This is a genomic window from Oscillospiraceae bacterium (assembly GCA_035353335.1).
In the GTDB taxonomy this organism is placed as follows: Bacteria; Bacillota; Clostridia; order Oscillospirales; family JAKOTC01; genus DAOPZJ01.
In genome coordinates, this window is record DAOPZJ010000028.1 from 1 (window position 1) to 16004 (window position 16004).

Sequence of the window (16004 nt, forward strand, 5' to 3'; positions counted from 1 at the left end):
ATCTTCAAACGCGCTTTATTTTTGGCGTCGGCGTCGGTGCCGATATCGGTGCCGTCATCACCGCTTTGGCTGTATGAAATATTCGCGTCCGAAAAGGGGAAGAGTTCCGTTAAGCCGCTCGCTAAATTGGGGCAGCAGGGGAACACGGCATTGCCTTCGGAGTCCGTTGACATTTTGATCGTGAGCGTGCCGTCGCTGTTCAGGATGTAATTATCCGAACCCAGCCAGCATTCGAGGTAGCACTGCTGCGAACCGAACAGCATGTCAACTAAGAAATTGATGGTCTCTTTCGGCTGAGGCGTATCCGCAGTCATGGCAAAACCTCTGATTTCAGTGGATATCATCTGCGGGTATTCGGGATTCAAAGTGAATACTTCGGTGCAGTTTATATAATCATAATAAGGAACATATCTCGAAGCCAACATGCCGGAATTGAATAATTCATCGATTTGCTCCGCATTCTTCCATGCAAGCGACTTGTAATTATTTAACTTCTGTATATACTCCAGCGCGCCGGCAGCGGCGGGTTTTGTCAGCCAGTCCACATAACAATCCGCAGTCGGATCATAACTGAACGGAGTGTATTCGTCGGTTCCGGGGAAAAGCCCGAAAGCGTTCAGAATATCCGTCACACCCGAAAATACGGAACTGTCGACAGGGTATCCATTTTTCTTTCTGTAATTCTCAGCGAAAGCGAGGAATGAATTGAGATCGGTCACGGTGACTCCGGCTGTCAGCAGCGCTTCGTCATGAAAAACACGGGCTTTTAGTACCCCCTCGGAAACAGAAGCCGGAATCGCATAAATGTGACCTTTCACTTTAAAGAGGGATTTGAAGTCTTCGGGCAGGGAATTCCAAACCGGATTATCGGCAAGATAATCGTCTAAAGGAATATAAGATTCAGGTAAATAATGAACAGATGATTTATTAACTGATCTCAGGCTCGATGAACCGCTGCCGCTTTTATTGGCTTCACCATAATTCCCGAAGATGTTAATATTAACGCCGTACCGCTCGGACATGTCGTCCAGCCATTTCTGCTTGGCCTCTTCGGCGTTTGGCGCTCCGGTATATTTAAAAAAATCCGGCGCGATGAGATTAATGGACTTGGGGTAATCACCTGATTTTTCGATGAGTTCTTTCGGAAGGGAGGTTGTGGTTACCGATCCGCAGCCGGACAGAAGCAGCAGGCCGCAGATGAACAGAGATACAGCGAGTTTAAAAAGTTTCTTCATGATTGTTCCCCTTTTCATATTAACTTTACGTTTTAAACTTTACACTTTCCACTTCGAAATGTAATAAGAATCCCCCCACCGTTGCAGGTGGGACGGAATCCCCCCACCACTGTAAGGTGTCAAGAAGAATTGCAAGCAATTCTTCCGGGAAATTCACATTGTGAATTTCCTTCCCTCCCCTTTAACAAGGGAGGTAAGTTAATCGTAATAATAGGCGGTTTTTTTGCCGATGGCGGCGTTTATTTGGTCGAGCAAGGCATTGCCGCCGTTGTTGAACATCTCTTTCCGGTAATTATCTACGACTTGCTGGACCGTATATTCGGAGCTCGTCATCGCATCTTTGATGCAGTCCCTATACAGCGTCATGATGTAATTATCGTTTTTCACGGCTGTGTTAATGCTATTAAAAATAGTTGTTTGGTAAAACGCCGGAACTTCGACGATCGATCCCTTTTTAAATGAATCATACAGAATTGTGAATCGGTCATTTTGTATACCCGCTTCGGTTTCCGATCCTTTACCGATAACGCCGTTTTGGCTGAAAAAGACATTCGCATCCGAATAGGGGAAAATATCTGACATGCCGCCGGTTAAATTCGGCATGGGAGGGTATGAAAAACTTCCGTCGGCGTTTTGCGGCATTTTGACTGTGACGGTTCCGTCGCTGTTCAGGACATAGTTGTCGGAAGCACCCAGCCAGCATTCGAGGTAATTTTCTTTGCTGCCGAACAGCATATTCAGAAACTGATTGATGGTTTCTTTGGGCTGCGGAGTGTCTTTGGTCATTGCAAAACCATCCACGGAGGTAAGGGCGATCTGCGGGTATTCGGGATTTAAAGTAAACAGTTCGGCGCAGTTTTCATAATCGAAGTACTGAACATAAAATGTGCAGGTTGTGCCATCATTAAAATCCTGATATACATTCACAGAAAAATCACCGAAGCTGACAGACAATGCGCCCGCTTGATAAAGCGCCCGAAGATATTCAAGCATGTCAACGGCGGCGCCTTTTGTTAAAAAATCCACACAGCAATTTTCGGCGGGATCATAACTAAACGGGGTTTCATTCATATTATAAAGCCCGAACGCGTTTAAAAGGTCGGTTAAACCCGTCAGATAATAAGAAATGAGAGCGGTTTTACCGGTTGATTGTGTATATGCTTTCGCAAAATCACTGAATGATTCGAGATCGGCAACGGCAATTCCGGCCTCTTTTAATGCCTCATCTTTGATCATGCGGGCGTTTTGCGCCCGAAATACATTGGCAGGTATCGCATAAATATGTCCGTCAATTTTAAAAGCGTCTTTTAACTCATCGGGCAGGGATTGCCAAACCGGATTATCGGCAAGATAATCGTCTAACGGCAGGAGTTGATTCATCGTATAACTCGATATTTGCGAAGAACGGAGTTCCATTAAACCCGCAAATGCGGTTTTTCCGTTTAACACATCTTGTATTTGGGGTATAACGGAATTATCATATACTCCATCTTTGTAAAAACATGAGGTTACCTTTAATTTAACACCGTATCGAAGAGATATGTCCTCCAACCAGTCCTCTTTATATTGTTCGGCTTTTTCCGAATCGGCTGTAAAAAAATCAAGAGCGAGGATATTTATGGTTGATACCTGACCGGTTTTTGGATTCAAAATGCCCGGCAGCGATGTTGAGGCGGTTCCGCAGCCGGACAGCAGCATCAGACAACAGGTGAAAAGTGAAATAAGGAGTTTTATATGGTTTTTCATAATTTTTGCTCCTGTACTATGAAATTTTCAATATCAGTTCCTACCATTCATATGATATATACAAATTATGACATTAAATGGTTAATTCTGTGATATTTTCGTGAAGCAAACGGAAATAAAACAATAGGGTTTCTCCGCTGATAAACCGGCGGCTGATTATTCTGTCCCCGATTTATATCGGAAAACCGCCGGGGCGGGAAAGGCGCGCGGGTAAGTTTGAGGACAGCAGTGTTTATGACCGGCAACATACCGCCTGCCTTTACAGAATCGGCGGATTATGGTATAATAAATTAAATATTTTGGGAAAGGCGAGTGGCGTCGATGCAGAAGTTCAGCGAGCTGGAATACAAGCGTCCTTCGATCAAAACGACCAAGAAAAAATACGCCGCACTGCTCAAAGAATTCAAGGCGGCGGCCGACTATGAACACGCAAAAGCCGCCTATTTGAAAATCGACGAATTCGACGCAGAATTGTCCACGACGTTCGTCATCGCCAGCGTGCGCAATACGATGAACACCGCCGATGAATTTTACGACGGCGAGATGAAATTTCTAAACCGCGCCGCGCCCTCGCTGATCCCCCTGCAGAAAAAAATGCTGACGGCGTTGCTCAATACGAAATTCCGCCCGGATTTTGAAAAAGAATTCGGAACACATATGTTCTCCGACCCCGAGATCGATTTGAAACTCGCGAATAAAAAAATCATATTCAACTTGATGCGCGAGAGCTTTTTGTGCAACGACTATAAAAAAGCGGCGGCGGCCTGCAGCGCCGATTTCCGCGGCGAGAAGTGCAATTTTTACGGTCTTTTAAAGCATATGGAAGCGGCGGACCGCGAGGAGCGCAAAGAGGCGTTTTTGGCATGGGGCAACCTATATAAAAACGCGGCACCCAAACTGGACAAGATCTATAATAAATTGGTCAAACTGCGCAGAAAGATGGCTAAAAAACTCAAACTGCGCGATTATATCGAGATGGCCTATCTCGGCAAGCACCGGGTCGATTATACCCGTGACGATGTGGCGAAATTCCGCGAGCAGGTGGTCAAATACCTCGTTCCGGCCTGCGAGCAGCTGCGTCAAAAGCAAGCCGAGCGCATCGGCGTAGAAAAGCTGAAATATTATGACGAGACCTTTTTCTTCCCCGACGGCAACCCGAATCCGGTCGGAACCGCCAAAGAGCTGGTTGAAAAGGCGCAGAAGATGTACCGCGAACTCAGCCCCGAGAGCGGCGAGTTTTTCGACTTTATGGTCGAATACGAGCTGTTTGACCTCGAGACGAGGCCGGGAAAACATCTGGGCGGCTACTGCACCTCGCTTTCCGAGTATAAAGCTCCGTTCATCTTCTCGAATTTCAACGGCACTTCCGCCGACGTCGACGTGCTGACCCATGAGGCCGGACATGCCCTCGAGGGGTATCTCGCCTCCCGCTGTCAGCCGATCCCGGCATATTATATCTCCACGAGCGAGATCAACGAGATCCATTCGATGTCGATGGAGCATTTCACCTATCCGTGGATGGAGAGCTTCTTCGGCGAAAACGCCGACAAATACCGCTTTGCCCATCTCACGCAGGCGCTGCTCACGATTCCCTATATCGTCTGCGTCGACGAGTTCCAACATAAAGTGTTTGAAGCCGATAAGACCGACGCCGGGAGCCGCCGGAAGATCTGGCATGAGCTTGAGCAAAAATATCTGCCGTGGCGCGATTACGACGGGTTCGATTTCCTCGAAGAGGGCGGTTTCTGGATGCAGAAACAGCACATCTTCCTCTATCCGTTTTACTATATCGACTACTCGCTTGCCGCGATGGGCGCTTTCGAGTTTTATCAGAAGATGCTCGCCGACCGAAAAGCCGCCTGGGAGGGCTATCTCAACCTCTGCAAAGCCGGTGGAAGCAAGGGCTATTTCGAACTGCTGAAACTGGCCGGATTGTCCAACCCCTTTGAGGAGGGGACGGTTCAGAAGATCGTCGAAACCGTGATGGACGAGATCGGCAAAGCTGAGAAGCAATATTCAAAATGAGAATTTTGGGCATCGATCCGGGCTATGCGACCGTCGGGACCGGCATCGTGGATTATTGCAATCCGAAATTCTGTCTGGTCGGCTACGGCGCGGTGCTGACGCCGCCGGGGATTTTGATGCAGCGGCGGCTGGAGATGATCTACGACGAGCTGACGGAGCTGATCGTAAAATATCAGCCCGACTGCGCCGCCGTCGAGGAGCTCTTTTTCACGAATAACTCCAAGACCGCCATTGCCGTGGCGCAGGCGCGCGGCGTCGTATGTCTGGCATTGCAAAAGAGCGGAACGCCGATGTTCGAATATACGCCTTTACAGGTCAAATCGTCGGTCACGGGCTACGGAAAAGCCGAAAAAGCACAGGTCATGGAGATGACGCGGATGATACTCGGGATGGAAAAAGCCGCAAAACCCGACGACGCCGCCGACGCGCTGGCGCTGGCCGTCTGCCACGCCCATTCATCGGGGTCCGCCATCGCCGCCATTTACCGCAATCACAAATAAACGTGTGTTAGAAAAATAGATTTATCAAACGCACTACGAGAGGATGGCTATCCATAGATGTTTTATTGCCTCAACGGAACCCTGATTCATAAAGACACCTCAAGCGCCGTGATCGACTGCGGCGGCGTAGGGTTTTTGTGCCACTGCTCGCTGAACACGGTCAAAAAGCTGCCGAAAATCGATGAAAACGCCTTTTTGTTCACGCATCTTTGCGTCAAAGAGGACGCGTTGGATTTATACGGCTTCGCCGATCATGCGGAACTCGACTGTTTTAAACTTTTGATCGGCATCTCGGGCGTCGGCGCGAAATCGGCGCTCTCGGTGCTTTCGGAACTTGACAGCGACAAATTCGCGCTGTGCATCGCGGCGGGGGATTATAAACGCTTGCAAAAAGCGCAGGGCATCGGTCAAAAGACCGCCCAGCGCATCGTGTTGGAACTCAAAGACAAGGTCGGCGGGGTCGGCGGGACAAACGCGGAACTGATCGAAGCCATCACCGCAGAGACCGGAAACGCGATGGAAGAAGCCATCGCGGCGCTGGTTTCGCTCGGTTACGGAAGAACCGACGCGGCGGCGGTTGTGGCGAAATATGACCGGAATATGCCGGTCGAGGACATGATCCGCCACGGTCTGAAAGAACTCTCCGGGAAGTTTTAAAGTTTGAAGATTCTTTATCGAACTTATCTGCGAAAGGACGGTCCAATCAATGCCCTTTAACGACCATTTCGAAAACGAATTCGAAGACCGCTTCGTCAGCCCTGTGAGCCAGGGCGAGGAAGTCGACAACGACAACAAGCTGCGCCCGAAAACGCTGCTCGAATATATCGGCCAGACCACCGCGAAGGAAAATCTCGCGGTCTTTATCGAGGCGGCGAAAAAACGCGCCGAACCGCTCGACCACTGCCTGTTATACGGCCCTCCGGGTCTCGGGAAAACCACGCTGGCTTGCATTATCGCAAATGAATTAGGGGTTAATATCCGCGTGACCTCGGGCCCCGCGATCGAGCGCCCGGGCGATCTTGCGGCGCTGCTCACCAACCTCGCGGCGGGTGATGTGCTGTTCATCGACGAGATTCACCGCCTCTCCCGCAGCGTCGAGGAGGTTTTATATCCCGCGATGGAGGACTACGGGCTCGACATCATCATCGGAAAAGGCCCGGCGGCGCGCTCCATCCGGGTCGATCTGCAAAAATTCACGCTGATCGGCGCGACCACCAGAGCCGGACAGCTGACTTCACCGCTGCGCGACCGGTTCGGCATCAATCTGCGCCTTGAACTCTATACCAAAGAGGAACTCTGCGCCATCGTCACCCGCAGCGCCGGGATTTTGGGCATTCCCTGCGACCGCAGCGGAGCCGTCGAGATCGCCGGACGAAGCAGAGGGACGCCGCGTATCGCAAACCGCCTGTTAAAACGCCTGCGCGATTTCGCGGAAGTCGAGGGCGAAGGCGTGATCGACAAAAAGCTCGCCGATATGGCGCTTTCCCGCCTGGAAATCGACGAACTCGGTTTGGATACCATCGACCGCAGAATGTTAAAACTGATCGTCACCTCCTACGGCGGCGGCCCGGTCGGCCTTGAGACCCTTGCGGCGGCGGTCGGCGAAGAATCCATCACCCTTGAAGACGTCTACGAGCCGTATCTGATGCAGATCGGATTTTTATCCCGCACCCCGCGCGGCAGATGCATCACCCCGGCGGCCTGCCGTCATCTCGGCATTCAAATGCCCGGCAATTCAATGCCCGGCCAACAATCATTACTATGAGAATTGCGAACGAACACACCGAATACAAACTGCTCGACGCGTCGGGCGGGGAACGCCTCGAAGATTGGAACGGGGTTGTTTTGATTCGCCCCGACCCTCAGGTACTCTGGAATACGCCGAAAACCGACTCCCGCTGGAAAACGGCGGCGGCGCGCTATGTGCGCTCGAGCACCGGCGGCGGTTCGTGGGAAATGCGCCAAAAAGTCCCCGACGTCTGGCAGATGCGCTATAAGGATTTAAAATTTAATCTCAAGCCGATGGGCTTTAAGCACACCGGCGTATTTCCCGAACAGGCCGTCAACTGGGATCTGAGCCGGAAGATCATCGCCAAAGCGGACAAGCCGTTTCCGGTGCTGAATCTGTTTGCTTACACCGGCGGCGCGACGCTGGCCTGTTTGGCCGAAGGCGCGGAAGTTGTGCATGTCGACGCGTCCAAGGGCATGGTGGCGTGGGGCAGGGAGAACGCCGAAATCTCGGGACTTGCGAACGCCAAATGCCGTTGGATCGTGGACGACTGTTTAAAGTTTGTCGAACGCGAAACGCGGCGCGGCAGCAAATATCGCGGCATCATCATGGATCCGCCGTCTTACGGGCGCGGCCCGAACGGCGAGGTCTGGCAGCTGGAATCGAAGATCCATGAATTTGTCGCCTCCTGCGCAAACCTCTTGGCAGACGACGCGGAATTTGTTATGATAAACTCCTACACGACCGGGCTTGCCCCCTCCGCGGTGGCCTACCTGCTCGGTGTGGAGATCGCGAAAAAGCGCGGCGGAAAGGTCTCCGCCGAAGAGATCGGCCTGCCCGTGGAGAGCACGGGATTGATTCTGCCCTGCGGCGGCACGGCAATTTGGACGGCAAGATAGATGAACGAAGCAATCGTATTTGACCATGTCGATTTTGAATATGACCCGAACGAACCGGTCATCCGCGACCTCTCGCTGACAATCAGCGAGGGGGAATTTGTCGCGGTGCTCGGACACAACGGCAGCGGCAAATCGACGCTCGCCAAATTGATCAACGCGATACTGGTGCCCTCCTGCGGCAAGGTGACCGTGTTCGGAATGGACACCGCCGACGAAAAACTGACGAACGAGATCCGCAAAAACGCGGGCATGGTCTTTCAAAACCCGGATAACCAGATCGTCGCGACCAGCGTAGAGGAAGACACCGCTTTCGCGCCCGAAAACCTCGGCGTCCCGCCGCCCGAAATCCGCAAGCGCGTGGACACCGCGCTCGATGAAGTCGGAATGCGCGAATACGCCGACAGGCCGCCCTATAAACTCTCGGGCGGTCAGAAACAGCGGGTTGCCATCGCGGGTATTCTCGCGATGAACCCGAAAATTTTAATCCTGGACGAACCGACCGCCATGCTCGATCCCAAAGGCCGCAAAGAGGTCATGACGACCATCAAGCGGCTGAATGCGTCGGGCATCACGGTGGTGTTCGTGACCCACTATATGGACGAGGCCGCCAAAGCCGAACGAGTTTTGGTGATGGACAGGGGCGTTTTGATGCGCGACTGCCCGCCGAGAACCCTGTTTTCCGAAGCCGACTTTCTGCGCTCACTCGGGCTCGATATTCCTCCGGCGGCCAAACTCGCCGAAGAACTGAAAAAATCCGGCCTTCCGATTCAAAAGACGGTGTTAAACGCAACCGAGTGCGCTGAGGAGATTGCGGCGCTGATCGGGGGCAAAATTTGAAAGATAAATCTTTCAAATTGGGGAGTTTTGTCCTTTACACCTGATATCAGATCAAAAATCTTTGCCAAGTCGGACAAAACATCCCGGCTTCTGCGAAAGGAGGGATAGAAGAATGTCGATAATCAGCGTCAAAGACCTCACCCATATCTACAGCCCCGGCACGCCGTTCGCTCAAACGGCGCTCGACAGGGTCAGCTTTGACGTGGAAAAAGGCGAATTCTTGGGCGTGATCGGGCACACCGGCAGCGGAAAATCGACGCTGATGCAGATGCTGAACGGCCTTTTAAAGCCCACAGGCGGCGAGATCGGTTTTAACGGCGAAAACATCCAGGCCAAGGGCTACAAGCTGCACGAGCTGCGCTTTGCGGTCGGCATGGTCTTTCAATATCCCGAATATCAGCTTTTCGAGGAGACCGTCTATAAAGACATCGCGTTCGGCCCGAAAAACATGGGGCTCAAGCCCGATGAGATCGACCGCAGAGTCCGCAGAGCGGCGCAGTTTTGCGGCCTGCGGGATGAACTCTTGGAACGGTCGCCGTTTGAGCTCTCGGGCGGTCAGAAACGCCGCGCGGCGATTGCGGGCGTGATTGCCATGGAGCCGAAAGTTCTGATTTTGGACGAACCTGCGGCGGGCCTTGACCCCGGCGGACGCGAGCGGATTTTGGATCAAATTAAGAATTACCGTGAGCAGACAGGCTCAACGGTGCTGCTCGTCAGCCATTCGATGGAGGAAATCGCGAAATACTGCGAAAAGGTGCTGGTGCTCGAAAAGGGCAGGGTTCTTCTGCACGACAGCACCAAAGCCGTGTTTGCGCGCGCCGATTTATTGCACGACACCGGTCTGGATATCCCCGAGATCACGAAAGTGCTGTTAAAACTGCGGGAGATGGGCTATGACGCGGATTGTTCCGCCTATACGCTCGAAGCCGCCCGCGACGAGGTGCTCCGCTTAATACGAAACGGGGGTGGAGTTTGATCTTTTTGGTTGAACTAAAAAAGACCAAACATCCCAAAATCTACGAAAGGATGGTTTTAAAGCGTGCTTAGAGACATCACCCTCGGCCAGTTCGTCCCCGGAAAATCGTTCATTCACAAGCTTGACGCGCGCTTCAAAACCGTGCTGATCATCACGTTCACGGTGTTGGTTTTTTTGGCGAAAAACTTCGCTTCCATGGCATTGGTCGCCGTTTTGTTGATCGGTGCATCCGCCGCTTCGCGAATCTCCGCCAAATTGTTGATCAGAAGTTTTAAGCCGCTGCTTCCTTTTATCCTCTTCACCGTGATTTTGAATATGTTTTACGTCGAAGGGCAGATTTTATGGCAGTTCTGGGTGTTGAAGATCACCAAAGAGGGGTTACTGCTCAGCGCGATGATGGCGATGCGCATCATCTTTATGCTGCTCGGCGGTTCGCTGTTGACCTTCACAACCTCGCCGATCGTTTTGACCGACGCGCTCGAACGGCTGATGAAGCCGCTTTCGTGGATCAAAGTGCCCGTACACGACATCGCGATGATGATGACGATCGCTCTGCGGTTTATCCCGACGCTGATCGACGAGACCGAGAAGATCATGAACGCCCAGAAAGCGCGCGGCGCGGACCTTGAGAGCGGCGGGCCCTTGAAACGGGCCAAAGCGCTGATTCCGATTTTGGTGCCGCTGTTTGTGTCGGCGTTCAAGCGCGCGGACGAACTCGCACTCGCGATGGAATGCCGCTGCTATACAGGCGGAAAAGGCAGAACGCGCCTGAAACAGATGAAAGCCACTTCACTCGACGCCTATGCGGCCTTGCTGACGGCTGCGGTCACGGCGGGAGTGATCTGGCTGAACGCCGTTTTGCCTTCGGTGATCCCCAAATGAGCATGAAAAACTTCAAGGTCACCATCGCCTTCGACGGCGGCAATTACGGCGGCTGGCAGATTCAGCAAAACAGCATGACGATTCAGCAGGCGGTGCAGGATTCGATCAAAAAGGTCCTGAAGACCCGGCACAAAGTCACCGGCTGCGGCCGGACCGATGCCGGCGTACATGCGAACGGATACGTCTTCAGTTTCAAAACCGAGAGCGACATCCCCGAAAAAGGGCTGTTTAAAGCGCTGCACATCGCGCTGCCCGACGATATCGCGGTGCTTGAGGTCAAAGAGGTCGGCCTCGATTTCTCGGCGCAGTTCTCGGCGGTGGCAAAGCAGTACATGTACCAGTTCACGAACACCGAAAGCCGGAACCCGTTTTTAGACCGTTATTCCCTGCACTACGAATACCCGATGGACGACAAACTCATGGACGAGGCGGCAAAGCATTTTCTCGGGCACCATGATTTTTCGGCGTTCTGCGCTTCGGGCGCGCAGAACGTGACCAGCGACCGGAGGATATACCGCTCCGAGGTGATCCGGGACGGCGACATCGTGCGGTATTACGTCGCCGGAAACGGGTTTTTATACAATATGGTCCGCATCATGGCGGGCACCTTGTTATATGTCTCGGCGGGCAAGATCAAAGCCGATTCGATTCCGGGCATCATCGCCTCGGGCGACCGGGAGCGGGCGGGCAAGACGCTGCCGCCGCACGGGCTTTACCTGGACAAGGTTTTCTATGATATCATTTCGCATGAAAAAGAAAGCTGAAGCTTTCATTAACGACGATGAGAAAGGGGCCGGGAATCGTGGAGGAGAATGACGAAAAGAGCATAGAACAGCGTCAAAAACGCGGCAGCAAAAAACGCCGGAAAATCAAACTCAGGCGTTTTATTCTGCTGTTGCTCGCTGCAGCCGTCATCGTTTTGATCGCGCTGAACTGGGACCGGCTCTCACCGGTGGCGATTTTGCAGCGCATTCAGGCGGCAGAGAACGGCGCGGGCGTCGTCATTGAATATCCCGCCGACATCGCGGGACAGGAAATCGCGGCCATTTCCGGGTTCGGAAGCGGCGGCATTCTCGCGGCGAATTCGGGCTGTTTCCTGTTGCGCGCCGATAACGCGCTCTATTACCGGTACGCGATGGCTTCAACGACGGCGGCAATCGGCGACAAATCTGCTCTGATTTACGAAAAAGGCGGCACGAAATTTCAATTTTTCAACGCCGAAGGCCGGGTATTTGAACAGGAGAGCGCCGATAAAATCGTCCGAATGGCATGCGCAAAAAACGGCAGTTACGCGCTCCTGACCGCGCCGAGCGAATATTCGTCCAAACTGACCATCTTTTCAAGTTCCCATAAGGAGATGTTCTCGCAGTTTTTCAAGACCCCGAACCTGACCCGGATCGCTCTGAACAGCAGCGCAAAGTATTGCGCGGTGATCGTGACGGAGACAGCAAACGGACAGCTCAGCAGCAATCTCACGGTTTATGATACGGGAAAACCCGATCCGGTGTTCACCCGGAGCTTCACCGGGTTGTTGGCGCTGGATATGAAATACTGCGATGACGGCGGGCTTGTGATCGTCTTTGACCGTGCCGCCGTGCGCCTGAACGCCGGAAACGAAGCTGTGTGGCAGGCTGATTACACCGGGCTTGCGGCTTTTTCCGTGTCCGCGGACGGCACTGTCGGGCTGCTGTCAGACAACCCGGAGGGCGTCGGCTGCACTTTAAGCGTTTATAACGCGAAGGGGATCGTGTGGACGGCACAGGTTCCCGGACAATCCAAAGGATTAACGGTCCGGGATGAAAAAGCTGTTTGTATTTCAGGCAGCAAGCTCATACTGCTTGATGAAGCCGGAAAAATCGCGGGTTCGGAAGACTGTTCTTTGGATACGAATGCCGCGGTTTTGGGAGATCGTTTTATCATTTTCGCGGGGAAAGATAAAATTTCGCGCGTTTCTCTCTCCTCTTTACAAAAACCCTCCGGGACGTCTTCTTAAAACAGCAGATGACGCTTGCAAAAAAGCGGACAGTGGTATAAAATGTTATTTGTGCGCTTATGCGCGCATACGGTTTTTGGAACCGAAAGAGATACGCGTGAGAGGTGGAAGAGTAAATGTCGGTCGTCGACATCGTCATCGTGCTGATTGTCATTCTCAGTGTGATCATTGGGTTTAAACGCGGCTTTGTCAAGACCTTGGTCGGCCTTGTCAGTCTGGTGCTGGCTTTTGTCATCGCCTATACGTTTTCGCCGCCGATTTCCGAAAAGCTGTACGACGGCTACCTCGAAAAGAAATTGTCCGCTGCGCTGGGGTTTGACCTCGGCGGAGAAGAAGCCGAGACCGCAGTATCCGAAACGGCAGGTTCACAGACCAGCAGGTTATTGTTTTTGGGCGGAACGACTGTTTTCGTTGCGCCGAGACTCGCCTCGACGTTCGACATCAATAAACTCAAGAATGTTGAGGGGATCATCGCGAAACTCGATCCCGGCCTCGTCGCAAAAATGAACCCGGACGAGATGCAGAGACTCGTCAACTTCCTGTGTTCCACGGCCTGCGCCAATAAGTCGATTTCGTCCTGCGTGAGCGCATATAATAAAAAGTATGGTACGTCGATCGACCCCACACCGATTTTAAAAGCCGCAGGCGTGAGCGGAAGCGCCAAAATCCCGGCGGCGATCAGCATGCTGGGCGTGAAAGTGGACGTCAAAAATCCGATTCTGAACGTACAGAAAAAGAATGAGGCCGCCGCCGTGGCTGCAAAAGCAGCATCCTCCAAGGCGTCTTCCAAATCATCGTCAAAAGCTTCGTCAAAGTCATCCGGGACTTCAAACGTCTCTTCGGGTTCGAGGAGCAGTTCATCAAAGACGTCAAAGGCCTCAAAGGCCTCAGCCGCTTCCCCATCGGCGCCGTCAAAAATCACCTCGCCGCCCACCGCGACGGAAGTCACTTCCGCAAGCGATGTGATCACCGACACGGTCAACGGCTACACCCAGGATCTGCTCGCGACCGCGAGACAGGCCGCGCGCACCATCGCGGTCAAACTGGTCAGCTGCCTGGTTTTTGTCGTGATGTTTCTCTTGATTCGACTGATTTTGATGTTGTTTGCCAGACTGTTAAGCGGTATAATAGATAAGATACCGATCGTCAGCGGCGTCAACAAGCTGCTCGGCGGTATACTCGGCATTGCGGGCGGGCTGATTGTCTCGGCGGTGCTTGTCGTCGGGTTTGTCAGTGTCTCACCGTTGATCACAAACGATAAATACGTTCGGGCGGTCGACAATTCGCTCGCCTGCAGAACGGCGGCAAAGCTGATTTACGGGGACGGCAGCGGCGACGATACCGTGACGGTCGGCAATTCGGGCTCACAAGAGGAATCTTTCAATGAAGACGATTTCGATTTCAATGAGGAGGATTTCGACTTCACCGAAGAAAGCGTTGAATCCGGCGTATCCGCGGGCTGAAAGGGGAACGGCGTTGACCATACCAAACATACTTTCCATCTTCAGAATCGTCCTGATTCCGATCTATGCCTGGTTTTATTTTTCCGATTATAAAAGCGGCGCTTTGATCGCGGGCATCGTATTGACCGTCTCGGGCCTGACCGATCTGTTTGACGGCGCGATCGCGCGGAAATTCAACCAGATCAGCGAACTCGGCAAAGTGCTCGACCCGATCGCCGACAAACTGACTCAGGTGGCCGTGTTTATCTGCCTGTTCTTTAAATTTCCGTATCTGCTTCCCCTGTTTTGCTTTATTGTCTATAAAGAGATTCTCATGCTGTCGGGGGGGCTTGTGGTCCTGAAGAAGGGTTTTGTGGTAACCGCAAAATGGTGGGGAAAAACCACGACGTTTTTGATTTACTGCGCGGTGGCGGCGTTCACGTTTTTCCCCGGTCTGCCGAGAGCCGCGATTCTCGCGATATCCGCTCTGCTGCTTGCGATGCTGGCGTTTTCGATGTGGGGTTATTCAGAGATCCTGGTCGGCGTGTTCGCGAAGTCCGCGCTGACCGGCAGAGCATTAAAAGACATCGCTCAGGAAACCTATTGATGAAAGGATTCATTCATGCTTTGCAGCAGATGTAAGAAAAGACCCGCCGTTGTTTTCATCAGCAAAATCGAGGGCGAGAAAAAGACCAACGAGGGCCTTTGTTTGGTTTGCGCCAAAGAACTCGGCATCCCGCAGGTCAACGATATTATCAGCAAAATGGGCATTTCCGATGACGACCTCGAGGAGATGTCCGAGCAGCTCGGCGAGATGATGGGCCCGCAGGAAGATGAGTCCGCAGACGGCGCGTCTCCGGGCGGTTCGGCGACGTTTCCCTCGTTTTTGCGCGGAATGATGAGCAAAAACCCCGAGCCGGGAAAACAGCAGGAACCCAAAACCGGTGCGGCGAAGGCACAGCCGAAAGACCCGCAGCAGGAGCAAAACGCAAAACGGAAGTTTTTGAACAGCTACTGCACGAATTTCACCAAACAGGCGCGCGACGGCGGGTTCGACCGGATCATCGGCCGTGACCGCGAGATCGGGCGCATGATCCAGATCCTATCCCGCCGCACCAAGAACAACCCCTGTCTGATCGGCGAACCCGGCGTGGGCAAAACCGCGATCGTCGAGGGGCTTGCGCAGCGCATCATCGCGGGTGATGTGCCGTTCGTGCTCCGCCAAAAAGACGTTTATCTGCTTGATCTGACCGCGCTGGTGGCCGGAACGCAATTCCGCGGCCAGTTTGAGGCGCGGGTGAAAGCACTGCTCGATGAAGTCAAAGCCGACGGCAACATCATCCTGTTCATTGACGAGGTGCATAACCTCGCGGGCGCGGGCGACACCGCCGACGGCGCGATGAACGCCGCCAACCTGATGAAACCTGCGCTCTCGCGCGGTGAGATTCAGGTCATCGGCGCGACCACCTTCAAGGAATATCGCAAGCACATCGAAAAGGACGCTGCTCTTGAGCGGCGTTTCCAGCCGGTCGTGATCGACGAGCCTTCGGTCGACGAGACGGTGAACGTGCTGTCGGGTTTAAAGAGTTATTACGAAAAATTTCACGGCGTCTCGGTGGACGAATCGCTGATCAGAACCGCCGTCGAGCTGTCGGAACGTTATATCAACGACCGGTTTTTGCCGGATAAAGCCATCGACCTGCTCGATGAGGCCGCCGCCTGCGCGTCGCTGCGCGACCC

General features: G+C 53.0%; 15 protein-coding genes. 13 read left to right on the forward strand and 2 right to left on the reverse strand.

Annotated features, from left to right (window positions below; genetic code table 11):
• A partial coding sequence (locus PKH29_07230; GenBank protein HNX14630.1) for a hypothetical protein occupies positions 1 to 1235 on the reverse strand: 1235 nt, incomplete at its 3' end.
• A gap of 198 nt (positions 1236 to 1433) precedes the next feature.
• Complete coding sequence (locus PKH29_07235) at positions 1434 to 2981, reverse strand: ABC transporter substrate-binding protein (protein ID HNX14631.1); 1548 nt, start codon at positions 2979 to 2981, stop codon at positions 1434 to 1436.
• A gap of 321 nt (positions 2982 to 3302) precedes the next feature.
• Between PKH29_07235 and PKH29_07240 the strand changes: the two genes are divergently transcribed.
• The 13 genes from PKH29_07240 to PKH29_07300 all read left to right on the forward strand — a co-directional run.
• On the forward strand, positions 3303 to 5006 hold the full coding sequence (locus PKH29_07240; protein HNX14632.1) for a M3 family oligoendopeptidase: 1704 nt from the start codon (positions 3303 to 3305) through the stop codon (positions 5004 to 5006).
• The gene (ruvC, locus tag PKH29_07245) at positions 5003 to 5506 is read left to right on the forward strand and encodes a crossover junction endodeoxyribonuclease RuvC (GenBank protein ID HNX14633.1); all 504 of its coding nucleotides are present in this window, start codon (positions 5003 to 5005) and stop codon (positions 5504 to 5506) included. Before PKH29_07240 ends, ruvC begins: the two co-directional genes overlap by 4 nt.
• Positions 5507 to 5563: 57 nt before the next feature.
• The gene (gene ruvA / locus PKH29_07250; GenBank protein HNX14634.1) at positions 5564 to 6163 is read left to right on the forward strand and encodes a Holliday junction branch migration protein RuvA; all 600 of its coding nucleotides are present in this window, start codon (positions 5564 to 5566) and stop codon (positions 6161 to 6163) included.
• 49 nt (positions 6164 to 6212) lie between these two features.
• Positions 6213 to 7271: a Holliday junction branch migration DNA helicase RuvB gene (gene ruvB, locus PKH29_07255; GenBank protein ID HNX14635.1), complete on the forward strand. Its 1059-nt coding sequence runs from the start codon at positions 6213 to 6215 to the stop codon at positions 7269 to 7271.
• Positions 7268 to 8134: a class I SAM-dependent methyltransferase gene (locus PKH29_07260; GenBank protein ID HNX14636.1), complete on the forward strand. Its 867-nt coding sequence runs from the start codon at positions 7268 to 7270 to the stop codon at positions 8132 to 8134. The genes ruvB and PKH29_07260 overlap by 4 nt, the downstream gene beginning before the upstream one ends.
• Positions 8135 to 8971: an energy-coupling factor transporter ATPase gene (locus PKH29_07265; protein HNX14637.1), complete on the forward strand. Its 837-nt coding sequence runs from the start codon at positions 8135 to 8137 to the stop codon at positions 8969 to 8971.
• A gap of 112 nt (positions 8972 to 9083) precedes the next feature.
• Positions 9084 to 9947: an energy-coupling factor transporter ATPase gene (locus PKH29_07270; GenBank protein ID HNX14638.1), complete on the forward strand. Its 864-nt coding sequence runs from the start codon at positions 9084 to 9086 to the stop codon at positions 9945 to 9947.
• A gap of 63 nt (positions 9948 to 10010) precedes the next feature.
• A complete protein-coding gene (locus tag PKH29_07275; protein ID HNX14639.1) occupies positions 10011 to 10829 on the forward strand; it encodes an energy-coupling factor transporter transmembrane component T in 819 nt (272 codons plus the stop codon).
• Positions 10826 to 11593 carry a tRNA pseudouridine(38-40) synthase TruA gene (gene truA / locus PKH29_07280; protein HNX14640.1) on the forward strand — a complete coding sequence of 256 codons (768 nt, stop codon included), beginning with the start codon at positions 10826 to 10828 and terminating at the stop codon, positions 11591 to 11593. Before PKH29_07275 ends, truA begins: the two co-directional genes overlap by 4 nt.
• A 38-nt stretch (positions 11594 to 11631) precedes the next feature.
• Positions 11632 to 12822 (forward strand): DUF5711 family protein, encoded by a 1191-nt coding sequence (locus PKH29_07285; GenBank protein HNX14641.1) that lies wholly within the window; start codon positions 11632 to 11634, stop codon positions 12820 to 12822.
• Positions 12823 to 12938: 116 nt separating this feature from the next.
• Positions 12939 to 14285, forward strand: a complete 1347-nt coding sequence (locus tag PKH29_07290; GenBank protein HNX14642.1) for a CvpA family protein — start codon at positions 12939 to 12941, stop codon at positions 14283 to 14285.
• Between the two features lie 13 nt (positions 14286 to 14298).
• Positions 14299 to 14871 (forward strand): CDP-alcohol phosphatidyltransferase family protein, encoded by a 573-nt coding sequence (locus tag PKH29_07295; GenBank protein HNX14643.1) that lies wholly within the window; start codon positions 14299 to 14301, stop codon positions 14869 to 14871.
• A 15-nt stretch (positions 14872 to 14886) separates the two neighbouring features.
• On the forward strand, positions 14887 to 16004 hold a 1118-nt coding region (locus PKH29_07300), incomplete at its 3' end, for an ATP-dependent Clp protease ATP-binding subunit (protein HNX14644.1).

What these genes read in the sequence shown, in the direction of transcription:
- truA (HNX14640.1), top strand. Translation starts at nt 10,826, where the DNA reads ATGAGCATGAAAAACTTCAAGGTCACCATCGCCTTCGACGGCGGCAAT.
- PKH29_07270 (HNX14638.1), top strand. Translation starts at nt 9,084, where the DNA reads ATGTCGATAATCAGCGTCAAAGACCTCACCCATATCTACAGCCCCGGC.
- PKH29_07240 (HNX14632.1), top strand. Translation starts at nt 3,303, where the DNA reads ATGCAGAAGTTCAGCGAGCTGGAATACAAGCGTCCTTCGATCAAAACG.
- PKH29_07235 (HNX14631.1), bottom strand. Translation starts at nt 2,981, where the DNA reads ATGAAAAACCATATAAAACTCCTTATTTCACTTTTCACCTGTTGTCTG.
- ruvA (HNX14634.1), top strand. Translation starts at nt 5,564, where the DNA reads ATGTTTTATTGCCTCAACGGAACCCTGATTCATAAAGACACCTCAAGC.
- PKH29_07260 (HNX14636.1), top strand. Translation starts at nt 7,268, where the DNA reads ATGAGAATTGCGAACGAACACACCGAATACAAACTGCTCGACGCGTCG.
- PKH29_07265 (HNX14637.1), top strand. Translation starts at nt 8,135, where the DNA reads ATGAACGAAGCAATCGTATTTGACCATGTCGATTTTGAATATGACCCG.
- PKH29_07290 (HNX14642.1), top strand. Translation starts at nt 12,939, where the DNA reads ATGTCGGTCGTCGACATCGTCATCGTGCTGATTGTCATTCTCAGTGTG.
- ruvC (HNX14633.1), top strand. Translation starts at nt 5,003, where the DNA reads ATGAGAATTTTGGGCATCGATCCGGGCTATGCGACCGTCGGGACCGGC.
- ruvB (HNX14635.1), top strand. Translation starts at nt 6,213, where the DNA reads ATGCCCTTTAACGACCATTTCGAAAACGAATTCGAAGACCGCTTCGTC.